Genomic DNA, 14,059 nt, shown 5'->3' on the forward strand with positions numbered 1-14,059 from the left:
CCCGCGCTCGCGGCCCCCCGCGGCTACACCTTTTCCGTCGAGCTTCCACAGGACTTCCGAGAGGACCCCATGACGCGCATCCTGATCATCGAGGACGAGCAGGACCTCGCCGGGCTCGTCGAATACAACCTCCGGGCCGCGGGCTTCGAGACGGAGTCGGCGAACACCGGCGCCGGAGGTCTTGCCCGGGCCCGGGCCCATCCACCCGACCTGCTGCTCCTGGACCTGATGCTGCCGGACATCGCGGGCGGCGAGGTGCTGCGCATGCTCAAGCAGGACCCGGAGCTGCGAAAGACGTCCGTCATCATCGTCAGCGCCAAGGGCCAGGAGTCGGACCGCGTGCAGGGCCTGGAGCTGGGCGCGGACGACTACGTGGTGAAGCCCTTCTCCGTCCGCGAGCTGCTCCTGCGCGTCAAGGCCGTGCTGCGCCGGGGCGACGCCGACGAAGGGCCCGCGCAGGTGCTCGCCGCCGGGGACATCCTCCTGGACACCTCGCGCCACCAGGTGCGCGTGAAGGACGTGGAGGTCGTCCTCACCGCGCTGGAGTTCCGCCTGCTGCGCACGCTGCTGGAGCGAAGCGACCGGGTGCAGACGCGCGAAACCCTCCTCTCCGATGTCTGGGGCATCCAGGCGGAGATCCACACGCGCACCGTGGACACGCACATCAAGCGCCTCAGGGAGAAGCTGGGCCCCGCGGGCGACATCATCGAGACGGTGCGCGGCGTCGGCTACAAGCTCAGCCCTCCCTAGGCCGCCCGCTCCATGCCCCTGCGCTACACGCTCCTGCCCCTGTTGATGCCCGCCACCCTGGTGGGCCTGCTCGTGGCCGCGCTGGGCACCCCCGGCGCCGCGGTGCCCGTGGCGCTCATCACCCTGGCCGGCTCCCTCATGGCGCTGGGCCTGAGCCGTGGCGCGCTGCAACGACAGCTGGACAGGCTGGCGCGCAGCACGCGGGGCCGCGCGGAGGGGGGCGGCGGACCGACGCCGGACCCGGACCGGCTGGAGGAAGTGGCCAGCCTCGAGGGCGCCATCGACTCGCTGCACACCCGCCTGTCCGCGCGAAACACGGAGCTCACCCAGGAGTCGCGCACCCTCACCGCCGTCCTGGACAGCATGGCCGAGGGCATCTGGGTGACGGACGCGGAGGGCACCGTGGTGCGCCACAACGACGCGCTCCGGAACATCCTCCAGACGGGCGCGCCCATCGTCGGCCAGCGCCCCCTGGCCGTCATCCGCGATGACCAGCTGCACGACGCCGTCATGCGCGGCTGCCGCGAGGGGAACTCCAGTCACCTGGAGCTCTCGCTCGAGGGGCTGTTTCCCCGCACCCTGTCCGTGCGCGTGACGCCGCTGGGAAGGGACTTGCCGGGCAGCGCCGCCGTCTTCCACGACGTCACCGAGCTGCGCCGGCTGGAGAAGGTGCGCAAGGACTTCGTCGCCAACGTCTCCCACGAGCTGCGCACGCCGATTACCGCCATCCGAGGCTACGCGGAGACGCTCCAGGGAGGAGCGCTCGGGGACGCCCAGGTGGCTCCACGCATGGTGGAAATCATCCACCGGCAGTCCGAGCGCCTGTCCGAGCTGGTGGAGGACCTGCTGGAGCTGTCCCGCCTGGAGTCGCAACAGGTGAGCCTGAGACTCACCGACGTCCTTCTGGCCGAGGCCGCCGCCCGGGCCGCCGACACGGTGCGCCCCAAGGCCGAGGGCAAGGGCCAGGTGGTTTCACTCCATGTCCCTGCGGGACTGGTGGCGGTGGGAGACCCGCGCGCGGTGGAGCAGGTGCTGCTCAACCTCCTGGACAACGCGGTGAAGTACACCCCGGCGGGTGGGCGGGTGGACGTGGACGGAGCGTGCGAGGACGGGCGGTGCGTGGTGCGCGTCCGGGACACCGGGGTGGGCATCGAACCGCGCCACCTGTCGCGCATCTTCGAGCGCTTCTACCGGGTGGACAAGGGCCGGAGCCGGGACATGGGAGGCACCGGGTTGGGTCTTTCCATCGTCAAGCACCTGCTCCAGGCCATGGACGGCGAGGTCAAGGTCGAGAGCCAACCGAACGAGGGCAGCACCTTCACCATTTTTCTGCCCCAGGCGGCTCCCGCTCGGTCTGCGACGGGGTAGGATGGCACGACCATGCGGGTCGCCATCCTCGCGGACATTCACGGCAACCTCCCCGCCTGCGAGGCCGTCCTCGAGGACATCGCGCGCTCCGTTGCGCCCGACTACATCGTCGCCGCCGGCGACCTCGCACTGCGCGGAGCGCACCCTCGCGAGACGGTGGACCTGCTCTTCGACCGCTGCGACTCGGTGCTGATGGGGAACACCGACTGTTACCTCGCCGGGAACTACCTGGGCGGTGCGTACCGCGAGAGGGACCACTGGAAGACGGAGCTCTTGCGCTGGACAAGAGACCAGCTCGGCGAGGCGCACCTGCGCCAGTTGGGCGCCCTGCCCTTCTCCGTGCGCTACACGCCGCGCAAGGGGCAAGACCTCTTCGTCTGCCACGCCAACCCGCGCAACCTCGAGGAGTCGCTGGACCCCACGCTGGATGACGTCGCGGTGCGCCGCTACTTCGCGCACCTGGACGCGGCGGCGTGCGCCTTCGGCCACCTGCACTTCCCCTACCGCCGCCGGGTGGGCCGCATGCTCATCGCCGACGTGGCCAGCGCGGGGATTCCGCGCGACGGAGACCTGCGCCCCGCCTACGGCGTCTTCACGTACACGCCCAAGGGCTGGCGCGTGCAGATTCGCCGGGTGCGCTACCCGGTGCGCAAGGCCACCCAGGCCCTCACCGCGCGCCGCGTCCCCGGCGGCCCGCTGCTCATCCACAAGCTCGTGGAGGCGCGCTACCGCCATCACAACGCCTTGATGGAGGCCGCGCGCCGCCACTCCGGCCTGCCGCCCGCGGGCCCCGTGCTGCGGCCTCCGCCGGGCGCCCCCATTCGCAACGCGGCGGTGCCCCTGGAGGGACGTGCTCCTCCGGACGTGGACCCCACCTCGCTGCCCACGGATCTGGATGGCACCGTGACGGACGCGACACCGCTGCCGCTGGATGTGTTGAACGACCTGGACGGCTGAGCTTTGTCGCCGGGACGTTGCTTGCCCGGGACGGTGGCGGGTGGTTGAGGCAGGCCACCATGTCCGCTCGCGAACTGCCGCTGCTGCTCGTCCGCCACGCCGAAGCCGAAGACACGCATATTCTTGGGGATGAAGCCCGCGCCCTCACCCCGGAGGGCCGCGCCCTCTTCCGTCAACACGCGCGCAAGCTGGCCCGCCTCACCCCGCTGCAAGGCATCGTCACCAGTCCCCTGGTGCGCGCCGTCCAGACGGCGGAGCTGCTCGCCGAGGCCCTGGGCCTGTCGCGCGTGGAGGTCCACCCCGCGCTGGTGCCCCGCAACAGCGCGCCCCGGCGCATCCTGAAGCTGGCGCGGGAGCTGGGGCCGGGCTTCGCGCTGGTGGGCCACAACCCCTCGCTGGAGCAGGCGCTGGCGCTCGCGCTGGGCGACGACACCCAGGCGCCGGAGAAGCTGCGCAAGGGCACCGCCGTGGCGCTCCAGTCCACCGGGGACGACGCGGGCTTCCAGCTCGTCTGGTGGGCCGCGCCGGGCCGCGCGCTCAAGCGCTACGACACGGGGGGGTGAGGCGCTCAGCCCTCCGCGGCGCCCACGAGAAAGGACACCAGCAGCAGCGTCAGCACCACGGTGGTGATGGCCACGTAGAGCCGGTCCTTCTGCTGCCGGAAGATGAGCAGCGACAGCGCCACGCGCATCACCGGCACGGCCATCATCACCAGGAGCCCCGCCATGACAAAGGACTGCCCTCGCGCGGCCATGGCGCCCGCCACCACGTCCGCCAGCCCGTGCGGCACGGGGTGCGGCGCGGTGAGGCGCTCCAGGGCCTCGGAAGACACGAGGTAGTCGGGGTGGCGGAAGAACGTCACCAGCGTGCCCAGCGTCACCAGCGACATGCTGACGAGGACGCCGTAGCGCAGCAGGTCGCTAATGAGCAGCTCGGGCACCAGCGGAACGGCCTCTGGCCCCACGGGCAGCGCCACGCTGGACGGCGGCAAGGGGCGGGGCTCGGGCTCGGATGACGGCGCTTCGTTCATGACGACCACCCCTTGCGCAGCATCTCGAAGGCCACCCACAGCAGCACGCCCACGAAGAGCGCGCGCAGCCACGACGCATTCACCCTCGCCATCAGGTGACGTGAGCCCAGCCACGCGCCCAGCGTGACGCCCACGCAGACGGGGCCCGCGATGAACGGGTCGATGTGGCCTCGCGCGAAGTAGACGCCCGCGCTGGCCGCCGCTGTCACGCCAATCATGAAGTTGCTGGTGGCCGTGGACACCTTCAGCGGCAGCCGCATGGTCAGGTCCATGGCGGGCACCTTCAGCGCGCCCGAGCCGATGCCCAGCATGCCGCTCACCGTGCCCGCCACATACATCAACCCCAGCCCCGCCAGGGGACGGGTGACGCGGTAGCTCACCTCGCGGCCAGTGGACTCATCCCAGTAGCTGCCGTGCAGCGCCAGCCGGTCCGCCAGCGCGTCCTCGGGCACCGGCGCTTCCTCGCTCGCGTGCATCCTCCGCAGCATCACCAGCGCCGAGTACGCCATGACGGCGCCGAAGACGAGGTACACCCCGCGCCCTCCCACCCGACCCGACAGGAAGGCCCCGGTGAGCGCGCCCGCCGTGGTGGCCAGCTCCAGGAACATGGCCACGCGCATGTTGGCCATGCGCTCGCGCACATACGCGGCCGCCGCGCCGCTCGACGTGGCGATGACGGAGACGATGGACGCACCCACCGCGTAGTGGATGTCCACCTTCAACAGCAGGGTGAGGACGGGGATGAGGATGAGCCCGCCGCCGATGCCCAGCAACGAGCCCAGCAGTCCCGCGCCCACCGAGAAGCCCAGGACGACGAACGTGAAGAGGAAGGGGGTCATGCGGAGCCAGGCCGCATCCTTCCTCTCCAGCGTCCGATTTCCAATCAGGAGTCACGGCCCCATGTGGGCCATGCCCCCTTGCCTGCCTGCTACGAGAGGCCCCAGGCTCAGTGGCCGGCGGCCACGGAGAGAATCCGGGCGACACCCTCGCCGCCGGGCCCCTCCTGGTTCGCCGCCCGACCCTCGCCCGGGAAGAGCGGGTCGCCGCCGAGCTCGCGCAAGAGCGCCTCCCCCACCAGCTCCGTCATGGGGATGAAGCGGCCGTGCGTCGGGCGCCAGACGTGAACCTGCGCGTTGGCGATGTCGAACCACCACCCGTGCAGCCGCAGCTTGCCGGCGGCGATGCGCTCCTTCACCACCGGGTACGACGACACGTGCTGGAGCTGCTGGAGCACGTTGAGCTGCGAGAGCCGGTCGTACTCAGGCAGGCCCTCGCCCACCGTGGTGCCCTCCTTGAGGGTGCGCAGCGCCTGCTGGCCATGCTCCAGCCAGCGCTGGAGGTTGGGCGCGCCCGGCACCTGGCCTCCGGCGAGCAGCGCCTTCATCGCGCCGCAGCTGGAGTGGCCGCAGACGACCACGTCCTCCACCTCCAGGTTGCTCAGACCGAACTCGAGCGCCGCGGGCTCGGACTGGTCTCCCGTGGAGACGCCGTGGGCGTCCGACGGCGGCACCAGGTTGCCCACGTTGCGAACCACGAACAGGTCGCCCGGGTCCGTCGTCACAAGCAGGTTCGGCACCAGCCGGCTGTCCGAGCAGGAGATGAAGATGCAGTCCGGGGACTGGCCCTGCGCCAGACGGGCGAACACTTCGCGATAGGCGGGCCGACCCTTGAGCTGGAAGTCCAGCAGGCCACGGATGAGCTTCTTCATGGGGCACCTTCAGACGCGAGAGTGTTGGTGGAAACCTGCGAACCCAGGACAGGACTGGAGGACCGGCTTGTACCGCTGCGGACCCAGACCTCTTCGAGCGACTCCATGACCACCGAGCCGCCCGTCTTGCGATGCGTGTCACTCCAGCTTTCGATGGCCTCGAAACCCGAGTGGTCCAACGTGTCCACGGTCAGGTCCACGCGAACCCTGGACCCCGCGGGCACCTGCGCCAGCGCCGTGGAGAGGCGGGGCACACCCACGAAGGTGAGCGAGCCCGACACCTGCACGAGGAACTCCCCGTGAGCCTGCTTGACGTCCACCTTCACGCTGCCCAACCGCCACAGCAACCGCAGCATGGCCACCAGCAATCCCAGACCAATGCCCGCCAGCAGGTTGATGCCGACGACGCCCGCCACCGTCACCGCGTAGACGAGCACCTCGCCGCGCTTCTGCAGCTCGCGGATGTGGTGCAGGTTCACCAGCTTGGTGCCGACGACGACGAGCAGACCCGCCAGCACCGTCAGCGGCACCAGGCCCGCCACCGAGCCGAGCGTGGTGACGAAGAGCAGCAGCAACCCGCCGTGGATGACCGCGGACCAACGCGACTTCGCGCCCGCCGCGATGTTCGCCGCGCTGCGCACGATGACGCCGGTGATGGGCAGGCCACCCACGAGCCCGGACACCGTGTTCGCCACGCCCTGCGCGAACAGCTCCTTGTCCAGGTTGGCCCGGGGCCCCGTGTGCATCTTGTCCGTGGCCACCGCCGACAACAGCGACTCCGCGCTCGCCACCAGCGCCAGCGACAGCACGGCCGTTACGAATTGACCCCAGTTGCCGGTGGGAATCGCCGGAAGCTGCATGCTGCTGAACACGTTGGCCGGCAGCTCCACGCGCGACACGTCCGCGCCCCAGAGCACCGACGCCGCCGTCGCTCCCACCACCGCCACCAGCGGCGCCGGCACGAGCTTCAGCTTGCCCTTGGCCAACAGAGGCCACACCACCATCAACCCGATGGTGGCCAGGCCCAGCACCGCGGCCGGGCCATGCAGGCCGAGGATCTGCTCCGGCAGCTCCTTGATGTTCTGCCAGGCGCTCGACTGGGGGCTGCCACCCAGGACGATGTGGACCTGCCCCAGCACGATGAGGATGCCGATACCGGCCAGCATCCCGTGAATCACCGCGGGCGAGATGGCCAGCGCCGCGCGCGCCACCTTGAGCCCACCGAAAATCATCTGCACCACGCCCGCCACGGCCACCGCGGCGCACGTCATCGCCAGACCCATGGTCTGGATGAACCCGAACACCATCACCGCCAGGCCCGCGGCGGGGCCGCTGACTTGAAGCGGCGCACCTCCCAACAGGCCCACCACCACGCCACCCACCACGCCGGCGATGAGGCCCGAGACGATGGGCGCACCTGAAGCCAACGCGATGCCCATGCACAGGGGCAGCGCCACCAGGAAAACCACCAGGGAAGCGGGCAGGTCAGCGGCCAGATTCTTCCAGGCCGAGCCAGCGTTCCCATCACTCGTCGTCATGCCACACACCTCCACGAGAAGACGCCACCCCACGGTGGCGCACGCTGAGTCTCGCGGTGCGTCATGGCAACGCCCGTGCCAGGACCTAAACGGGCGATTTCACAAGGGAATGCGGCGCCCGGGAGCAGGCGGGCGATGAAAGGAACTTCAAGTGCCCGCGCCGGACTTCAAGAAACTTGAGCAAGGAACTTGAAGCGCCGGCCTGGCACGTCGGAGGGACCGTCCCGACGCCCTGGGGCTCACTCCTCGAGCTTGCGGAGGAACGTGGGGTAGGACAGCCCGAGCGCCTTCGCGGCTTCCATCCGCCGGCCGTCCAGGCGGCCGAGGACATGCTTCACGTACAGGCGCTCCACCTCGTCGAGCGAGCGCGTGCCCGACACCACGAAGGCGTCCGGGTCCGTGGCCGCGGGCCCCAGCGGGCCTCGCGGCTCCAGCGCCTGGAGCTCCAGCGCGGGTCCCGGCTCGAGCACCAGCGCGCGCTCCAGCACGTTGCGCAGCTCGCGCACGTTGCCCGGAAACGGGTAGCGCTCCAGGCGCGCCCTCGCGGCGCTGGTGAAGTCCACGGGCCTGCGCCCCAGCTCCGCGCACAGCTCCACCAGCAGTGACTCCGCCAGCGGCAGCACGTCCTCGCGGCGCTGGCGCAGCGGGGGAATCTCCACGCGGAAGACGCTCAGGCGGAAGTACAGGTCCTCTCGGAAGCGACTCTCCGCCACCTCGCGCGTGAGGTCGCGGTTGGTGGCCGTCACCACGCGGGCGTTGCTCGTCAGCTCCGTCGTCCCACCCAGCCGCCGGAAGGCGCCCTGGTCCAGGAAGGTGAGCAACTTGGCCTGGAGGCTGAGCGGCAGCTCGCCAATCTCGTCGAGGAAGAGGATGCCGCCGTCGGCCACCTCCACCAGCCCGCGCCGGGCAGCGCGCGCGTCGGTGAAGGCGCCCCGCTCGTGGCCGAACAGCTCGCTCTCCACCAGCGCGGAGGGCAGCGCGGCGCAGTTGACGTGGACGAAGGGGCCCTGGTTGCCCTGCACGTTGTGCAGGTGCCGCGCGAGCACCTCCTTGCCCGCGCCCGTCTCGCCGGTGATGAGCACCGGACTTCGGGGCGCGGTGGCGATGCGCTCAATCATCTGGAGCGCGGCCACCATCGCAGGGGCGCGCGGGCGCAAGAGCCGACGCCGGCCCCCCAGCTCGCTCTCGGCCTGACGCAGCCGCTCGTGGAGCTGGAGGTCCGCGGCGGCGCGGCGCGCGCGCAGGACGAGGTCGTCGAGCTCCACCGGCTTGGACAGGTAGTCGCGCGCGCCCTGCTTGATGGCATCCACCGCGCTGGCGATGTCGCCGTGCGCCGTCACCATCATCACCGCCGTGTCCGGGAACTGCGCGCGCAGCTCCGGCAAGAGGTGGATGCCGTCGCCATCCGGCAGGCGGCGGTCCAACACGACGACCTCGGGCGCCTGCCGGGCGAGCGCGGCGCGCGCGTCGTGGAGCGAGTGCGCCAGCGTCACCCGGAAGCCCTCGTGACGCAGCACGGTGGCCGCCAGCGAGGCGAAGGTCCGGTCGTCGTCCACCAACAGCAGATGGATGCTCATGAAGTGCGCTCCAGCGGCAACCGCAGCGTGAAGAGGCTGCCCTGTGGACGGCGGGTATAGGTCAGGCTTCCACCATGCGCCTCCACGGACGTCCGCGCCATGGGCAACCCCAGGCCCACGCCTTTCGCGCGGCCGGTGGCGAACGGCTCCCACAGCCGGGGCTCGAGCCGGGGGTCCACGCCGCCCGCGTTGTCCTCCACCACCAGCAGCGCCGCATCGCCATCCCGCGACAGGTTCACCGCCACCCAGGGCGCGGGGCGCAGGCCCGTGTCCTTCGCCACCGCGCCCGCCTCCACCGCGTTGCGCACCAGGTTGTCGATGGCCGACACCAGGAGCGCCGCGTCACCCTGGACGGTCAGGTTCTCCTCCAGCGACGTGCGCAGCTCCACCTCCTCCGACTCGGGCAGCATGCGCACCGCCTGAAGCGCCTCCTCCACCAACAGGTGCACCTCGCAGCTTCGCCGCATCGCGGCACGGGGCGCGCCGAACGACAGCAGCGAGCGCGCCAGATGCCCCAGCCGCTCCACCTGGGAGCGCAGGCCCCGCACCGGCAATTCGCTGCCCGCGGGCGTCGTGCGCAGCACGGACAGCGCGGCCTGGATGCCGTTGAGCGCGTTCTTCACCTCGTGGGCGATGAGCGCGGCGGCGGTGCCCAGCGCGGCCATCGTCTCCTGACGGCGCAGCCGCTCCTCCGCCGCGAGCAACGAGCGGTAGGAATGCCGCAGCAGGACGAGGAACAGGCCGAGGGTGCAGGTGAGCAGCGCGATGTGGAAGGCGAGCTGTCGCAGGAAGCGCGAGCGCAGTCCGGCCGTGGCTGACTCCTCGTCCTCGAGCACCACGAGCAACAGCTCGCTGCGTCCCACCCACGCCGCCGCGCCCATCAACCGGTTCCCCTCCAGCATCAGCGGCCCTGGCGCCTTCGCCAGCGAGCGCAGCGCTCCAGAGAAGTCCTCCTGGTGCGAGAAGGGCGACGACGGCAGCAGGAGCCGTCCGCGCGCATCCATCAGGAACAGCGCCGTCTCCTCCGTGGAGCGCGTGGGCAGCGCCTCCGTGCGCACCTCGCCAAGCAGCACGCCCTTGAGCTGGCCCTCCTTGATCATCGGCACGGCGACGACGAGCGGCCCCCCCTCGCCCTCCAACAGGTCGATGGCCGGCGCCTTGCGCTCCACCATCCGCTGGAACCAGGGGCGCGCGGTGATGGGCGACGCGCCCAGCGACATGCCGGGAGGGTCGCTCCACACACGCTCGCCTCGGGGACCGAGCAGGGCCACGCCCTCCGAGAACAGCGACGAGTGGTAGAAGGCGCTGTCGAGCAGGGCCTGCTCCGCGGGGGACGCCCCATCCTCCGGAAAGAGCGTGGGGTGCCCGGCGACGCGCGCGAGCTCCGCCTCCAGCAACAGCAGGTGGACCCCCAGCGCGTCCGCCTGGACACGGGCCTGGTTCGACAGGTGCCCCAGCAGCTCCTCGCGCGCGTTGCCCACGTCCTCCAGGTAGCCGAGCACGGGACTCGTCAGCGCCACGACGCCCACCAGCCCCAACCCGAGCAGCGCCGAGCGGCCGCCCCGCTTCTGCGCATGCGCCAGCTCGCCCGGCGTGGGAGTCAGCGTGGGCACCGGCAGGGTGCGCAGGGGCGGAGTGTTGGGCGGCGAGGAGTGCGAGTCAGGCGGAGTCATGGGGGCTCACCCCGCCGTTGTTGCACAGCCCTCGGGCGGGTGGGAACCAGAACACGCGACAGGCCCTGGTTCCTCCACGCGGGGAGAAGGGGAAGGACACCGCGCACTCGGCGCGCCCTTCCCCTTGCTCGTCGACGTGGAGGCCGTGAAGCCCGGGGCCTATTCGATTTCGTCCTGGAGCCCCGTGCGCAGCGCGGAGGGCGTGAGCGTCACGGACTCGCCGCCGCCACGCATCCGGTCCAGCACCTGCCGGGCCCGGTCCACCTTCACCTCACCCTCCTGGACGAGCAGCGCGGCGATGGCCTCCACCCACTCCGGTGGCGCGCCGACACTCGACGCCACGGTGCGCGCGTGCAGCGCCATATGGCCGCGCTGGATGCCCACCGAGCCCAGCGCGCGAATCGCCGCCAGGTTCTGCGCGAGCCCCAGTGAGGCGAAGATGCAGGCCAGCTCCCGCGCGGAGGGCTGTCCCAGCATCTTGAACGAGGCCTGGACTCCGGGATGCGCCAGCATCGAGCCCCCCACCGTGCCCAGCGCCAGCGGCAGCTGGATTTCTCCCAGCAGGTGGCCCCCTTCCCTGCGCCACACCGACAGCGGGCCATACCGTCCCCCGCGGGCCGCGAAGGCATGTGCCCCCGCCTCGATGGCGCGCCAGTCCTGCCCGGTGGCGAGCGCCAGCGCGTCGATGCCATTCATGATGCCCTTGTTGTGCGTCGCCGCGCGGTACGGGTCCGCCAGCGCGAAGCGGCTCGCCTGGACGACGCCCTCGGCGACCTCCCCGCCGCTCAGCCCGAAGTCCGCCAGGGCCCGCTCGGGAATGGAGCAGCGCGCCCGGGCCAGCCGCCGGTCCGACAGGTTGGAGAGGATGCGCAGGTAGACCTTGCCACCCGTGAGCTGCTCGATGCGCGGGGCCAGGCCCTCCATCATCGTGTTGACCAGGTTGGCGCCCATCGCCTCCTGCGTGTCGACGAGCACGTGCACCACCAGCAGCGGCTCCATGCCGGGCCCCTCGGGAGGGGGCAGGAGCCGCACCTCCACGTCCCGGGCCCCGCCACCTCGGCGCTCCAACTGCGGATGCAGGCTGTTGGCCAGCGCCAGCAGCTCCGTGCGCGCCTCCAGGATGCGCGCCATGGCGAAGCTCGGCGGCCCGAAGCGCGCGAGCTGGATTTGACCAATCATCAGGGACGAGTCCGCCTCCGCGACGAACCCTCCCGCGGCGCCCACCAGCTTCGCGGCGAAGGACGCGGCCGCGATGACCGACGGCTCCTCCACCACCATGGGCACCGTGTAGTCCCGCCCGTTGACCTTCAGGTGGAGCCCCAACCCCAAGGGCAGACTGAAGAGCCCCACCGCGTTCTCCACCATCGCCAGGGCGGCCTCCATCCGCAGCCCCTGCTCTCCGGTGAGTCCATCCAGGAGCTCCGCGTCCAGTCCCAGCCCCACACCGAGACGCTCGCGCCGCTCCTCCAACGACAGGTGTTGAAAGCCGGAAAACACCGACTGATTTGACTCATTCCCACGGGCGCCTTGGGTATCCACCAGCTTCTCAGCCATCAATCACCTCACATCGACACAATCCCTCTCAAATGAGTCATGAGCAACCCATGAGCAATATGACACATCCTCATCCCCCTGGGGCTTGTGTTGCCCCGTGGACACTTCACGGGAAACGAGGTCGGCCAACCCACAGACAGCTAGCACCAAGGCACAACGGGCTTCACCCCGGAGGACCTGGCGAGTCTCACGAGAGGACGCCCCACATTCCAGACATCGAAACACCTCGAACCTCCGCCCCGCCCCGAAAACAGCCCGCACCTCGCGCCCGCAGCACGCAAGCCATGTCTGACTTTCATGGATGTCTCACGCGCGGCTCGCCCGCAGGGACGACGAAGCCCCTGGGCTCGTACGAGGCCGGGCTGACGCCTCAGGGCAACAGCTGGAGGAAGGTCATGCTGATCAGCCCCGAGGACTCGGTGACTCCCGTCGTCAGGCATTTGAGCAGGGCCAGGTCATTGGGGGTCAGCTCCAGTACGGAGACGACGAGGGCGCCCTCGAACCTGCCGGATATCACCGTGCCGTAGGAGGGCACCACCGTCTGGCCCAGGGGCTTGAGGTCCAGCGGAGACGACATGTCGATGATGCTCGTCTCCCCCGTGTTCCACTCGAGCACGATTCGGCTCTGGAGCGACGCGAGCGTACAGCTCGCGACCCCTCCGCCGGCGACCTGGAAGCGGGCCGAGCTGAGCGCGGGGTCCAGCGTCACGCACACATCCAGCGTGGCGTCCGCGCTGAAATAGGTCTGCCGGGGCAACAGCTTCAGGGCTGGCGAATAGGTCTGCTGTTGGGGGCCCAGGCAGGTGGCCAGTTGCAGGTACTCCTCGGTCGCCAGCGCGGCGGTGCTCCAGACGGACAGCAGCAGCAAACACAGGCGAGACATGAACCGACGTGAGTCGAGGGACATGCGGGCTCCTGGACAAGACCTCCGACAAAAGGCCGAAGGACATGAACAGGTAACGCTCCGCCGCGAGCGTGCGAGGGGCCCCTCGGTGGGGGGCCGCTGTCAGTTTCCACCCAGACATGCCCGGAGGCGCGAGTGAGCCGCCCGCCTGTCCTCCCACCGGTCGTCATCACACAATCGTTGCAAATGCGTCACGTGCATGAAAATCGAGACGCGCAGACTCCGGCCCGCCATGGCCCACGTCCTCATCGTCGACGACGAACCCGATCTCGCCCACCTCATCGACTTCAACCTGCGCGATGCCGGCTTCTCCACCCAGCTCGCCGCGACGGGCGAGACGGCGCTCATCGCCGCTCGCGAGCGTCCGCCCGAGCTCGTCCTGCTGGACCTGATGCTCCCCGACATGTCTGGCATCGACGTCTGCCGGCAGCTGCGCGCCGGAGCCCAGTCCCGCGAAATCCTCATCGTCATGCTCACCGCCAAGGGCGAGGAGACCGACCGCATCCGCGGCTTCGAGGTCGGCGCGGATGACTACGTCGTCAAGCCCTTCAGCGTGCGGGAGCTGGTGCTGCGCCTCAAGGCCATCCTGCGTCGCGGAGGCACGCCCCAGGAGCCCCAGGCCGCGCCCCTGGCCCTGGGCGCCCTCAAGCTGGACCTGTCCGCGCACCGCTTCTACGTCGAGGAAAAGGAGGTCCCCCTCACCGCGCTGGAGTTCCGCCTGCTGGGGCACCTCATGACACGCACGGGCCGGGTCCAGACGCGCGAGCAGCTCCTGGAGGAGGTCTGGGGTCTGTCCTCCTCGCTGGAGACGCGCACCATCGACACCCACGTCATGCGCCTGCGCGACAAACTGGGCCCGGCGCGCACCCTGCTGGAGACGGTGCGCGGGGTCGGCTACCGCATCGTCGACCCGACCCACTGACTTCGTGACACCGATGTCACACAACGGACCTGAAACGGCCACGCGCGTTACCTAGAAGCCAGTTTCGTGACCCTCTCG

General features: G+C 70.4%; 13 protein-coding genes. 5 read left to right on the forward strand and 8 right to left on the reverse strand.

What is annotated here, in order from left to right; translation table 11 throughout:
• Positions 1 to 69 precede the first annotated feature (69 nt).
• Genes HUA78_RS42965 through HUA78_RS42980 form a run of 4 tightly spaced genes read left to right on the forward strand, consistent with a single transcriptional unit; the run spans position 70 to position 3,638 of the window.
• Complete coding sequence (locus tag HUA78_RS42965) at positions 70 to 750, forward strand: response regulator (protein WP_141644368.1); 681 nt, start codon at positions 70 to 72, stop codon at positions 748 to 750.
• A gap of 12 nt (positions 751 to 762) precedes the next feature.
• Positions 763 to 2,118 (forward strand): cell wall metabolism sensor histidine kinase WalK, encoded by a 1,356-nt coding sequence (locus tag HUA78_RS42970; protein WP_174458883.1) that lies wholly within the window; start codon positions 763 to 765, stop codon positions 2,116 to 2,118.
• Positions 2,119 to 2,130: 12 nt separating this feature from the next.
• The gene (locus HUA78_RS42975; protein WP_141644370.1) at positions 2,131 to 3,075 is read left to right on the forward strand and encodes a metallophosphoesterase; all 945 of its coding nucleotides are present in this window, start codon (positions 2,131 to 2,133) and stop codon (positions 3,073 to 3,075) included.
• Between the two features lie 59 nt (positions 3,076 to 3,134).
• Positions 3,135 to 3,638 (forward strand): histidine phosphatase family protein, encoded by a 504-nt coding sequence (locus HUA78_RS42980; RefSeq protein ID WP_174458884.1) that lies wholly within the window; start codon positions 3,135 to 3,137, stop codon positions 3,636 to 3,638.
• Positions 3,639 to 3,643: 5 nt separating this feature from the next.
• Here the strand turns inward: HUA78_RS42980 and HUA78_RS42985 are convergent, their stop codons facing one another.
• From HUA78_RS42985 to HUA78_RS43020, 8 genes are all read right to left on the reverse strand, one after another.
• Positions 3,644 to 4,105, reverse strand: a complete 462-nt coding sequence (locus HUA78_RS42985; protein ID WP_174458885.1) for a DUF1634 domain-containing protein — start codon at positions 4,103 to 4,105, stop codon at positions 3,644 to 3,646.
• Positions 4,102 to 4,944 carry a sulfite exporter TauE/SafE family protein gene (locus HUA78_RS42990; protein ID WP_174458886.1) on the reverse strand — a complete coding sequence of 281 codons (843 nt, stop codon included), beginning with the start codon at positions 4,942 to 4,944 and terminating at the stop codon, positions 4,102 to 4,104. The genes HUA78_RS42985 and HUA78_RS42990 overlap by 4 nt, the downstream gene beginning before the upstream one ends.
• 107 nt (positions 4,945 to 5,051) lie before the next feature.
• The gene (locus HUA78_RS42995) at positions 5,052 to 5,813 is read right to left on the reverse strand and encodes a carbonic anhydrase (protein ID WP_141648863.1); all 762 of its coding nucleotides are present in this window, start codon (positions 5,811 to 5,813) and stop codon (positions 5,052 to 5,054) included.
• Positions 5,810 to 7,351 (reverse strand): SulP family inorganic anion transporter, encoded by a 1,542-nt coding sequence (locus HUA78_RS43000; RefSeq protein WP_141648862.1) that lies wholly within the window; start codon positions 7,349 to 7,351, stop codon positions 5,810 to 5,812. The genes HUA78_RS42995 and HUA78_RS43000 overlap by 4 nt, the downstream gene beginning before the upstream one ends.
• Positions 7,352 to 7,590: 239 nt before the next feature.
• On the reverse strand, positions 7,591 to 8,928 hold the full coding sequence (locus tag HUA78_RS43005) for a sigma-54 dependent transcriptional regulator (RefSeq protein ID WP_174458888.1): 1,338 nt from the start codon (positions 8,926 to 8,928) through the stop codon (positions 7,591 to 7,593).
• Positions 8,925 to 10,601 (reverse strand): PAS domain-containing sensor histidine kinase, encoded by a 1,677-nt coding sequence (locus HUA78_RS43010; protein ID WP_174458889.1) that lies wholly within the window; start codon positions 10,599 to 10,601, stop codon positions 8,925 to 8,927. Before HUA78_RS43010 ends, HUA78_RS43005 begins: the two co-directional genes overlap by 4 nt.
• A 159-nt stretch (positions 10,602 to 10,760) precedes the next feature.
• Positions 10,761 to 12,155: a hydroxymethylglutaryl-CoA reductase, degradative gene (locus tag HUA78_RS43015; protein ID WP_174458890.1), complete on the reverse strand. Its 1,395-nt coding sequence runs from the start codon at positions 12,153 to 12,155 to the stop codon at positions 10,761 to 10,763.
• Positions 12,156 to 12,525: 370 nt separating this feature from the next.
• Positions 12,526 to 13,038: a hypothetical protein gene (locus HUA78_RS43020; protein ID WP_217442823.1), complete on the reverse strand. Its 513-nt coding sequence runs from the start codon at positions 13,036 to 13,038 to the stop codon at positions 12,526 to 12,528.
• Between the two features lie 253 nt (positions 13,039 to 13,291).
• On the opposite strand from HUA78_RS43020, the gene HUA78_RS43025 reads away from it, so the two are divergent.
• Positions 13,292 to 13,981, forward strand: a complete 690-nt coding sequence (locus tag HUA78_RS43025; protein ID WP_174458909.1) for a response regulator — start codon at positions 13,292 to 13,294, stop codon at positions 13,979 to 13,981.
• Positions 13,982 to 14,059 lie beyond the last annotated feature (78 nt).

The organism is Myxococcus sp. CA033 (assembly GCF_013336625.1).
GTDB classification, from domain to species: domain Bacteria; phylum Myxococcota; class Myxococcia; order Myxococcales; family Myxococcaceae; genus Myxococcus; species Myxococcus llanfairpwllgwyngyllgogerychwyrndrobwllllantysiliogogogochensis.

Bases quoted from the DNA above. Each gene is read 5' to 3' on its own strand.
- HUA78_RS42965 (WP_141644368.1), top strand. From the start codon at position 70: ATGACGCGCATCCTGATCATCGAGGACGAGCAGGACCTCGCCGGGCTC.
- HUA78_RS42970 (WP_174458883.1), top strand. From the start codon at position 763: ATGCCCCTGCGCTACACGCTCCTGCCCCTGTTGATGCCCGCCACCCTG.
- HUA78_RS42975 (WP_141644370.1), top strand. From the start codon at position 2,131: ATGCGGGTCGCCATCCTCGCGGACATTCACGGCAACCTCCCCGCCTGC.
- HUA78_RS42980 (WP_174458884.1), top strand. From the start codon at position 3,135: ATGTCCGCTCGCGAACTGCCGCTGCTGCTCGTCCGCCACGCCGAAGCC.
- HUA78_RS42985 (WP_174458885.1), bottom strand. From the start codon at position 4,105: ATGAACGAAGCGCCGTCATCCGAGCCCGAGCCCCGCCCCTTGCCGCCG.
- HUA78_RS42990 (WP_174458886.1), bottom strand. From the start codon at position 4,944: ATGACCCCCTTCCTCTTCACGTTCGTCGTCCTGGGCTTCTCGGTGGGC.
- HUA78_RS42995 (WP_141648863.1), bottom strand. From the start codon at position 5,813: ATGAAGAAGCTCATCCGTGGCCTGCTGGACTTCCAGCTCAAGGGTCGG.
- HUA78_RS43000 (WP_141648862.1), bottom strand. From the start codon at position 7,351: ATGACGACGAGTGATGGGAACGCTGGCTCGGCCTGGAAGAATCTGGCC.
- HUA78_RS43005 (WP_174458888.1), bottom strand. From the start codon at position 8,928: ATGAGCATCCATCTGCTGTTGGTGGACGACGACCGGACCTTCGCCTCG.
- HUA78_RS43010 (WP_174458889.1), bottom strand. From the start codon at position 10,601: ATGACTCCGCCTGACTCGCACTCCTCGCCGCCCAACACTCCGCCCCTG.
- HUA78_RS43015 (WP_174458890.1), bottom strand. From the start codon at position 12,155: ATGGCTGAGAAGCTGGTGGATACCCAAGGCGCCCGTGGGAATGAGTCA.
- HUA78_RS43020 (WP_217442823.1), bottom strand. From the start codon at position 13,038: ATGTCTCGCCTGTGTTTGCTGCTGCTGTCCGTCTGGAGCACCGCCGCG.
- HUA78_RS43025 (WP_174458909.1), top strand. From the start codon at position 13,292: ATGGCCCACGTCCTCATCGTCGACGACGAACCCGATCTCGCCCACCTC.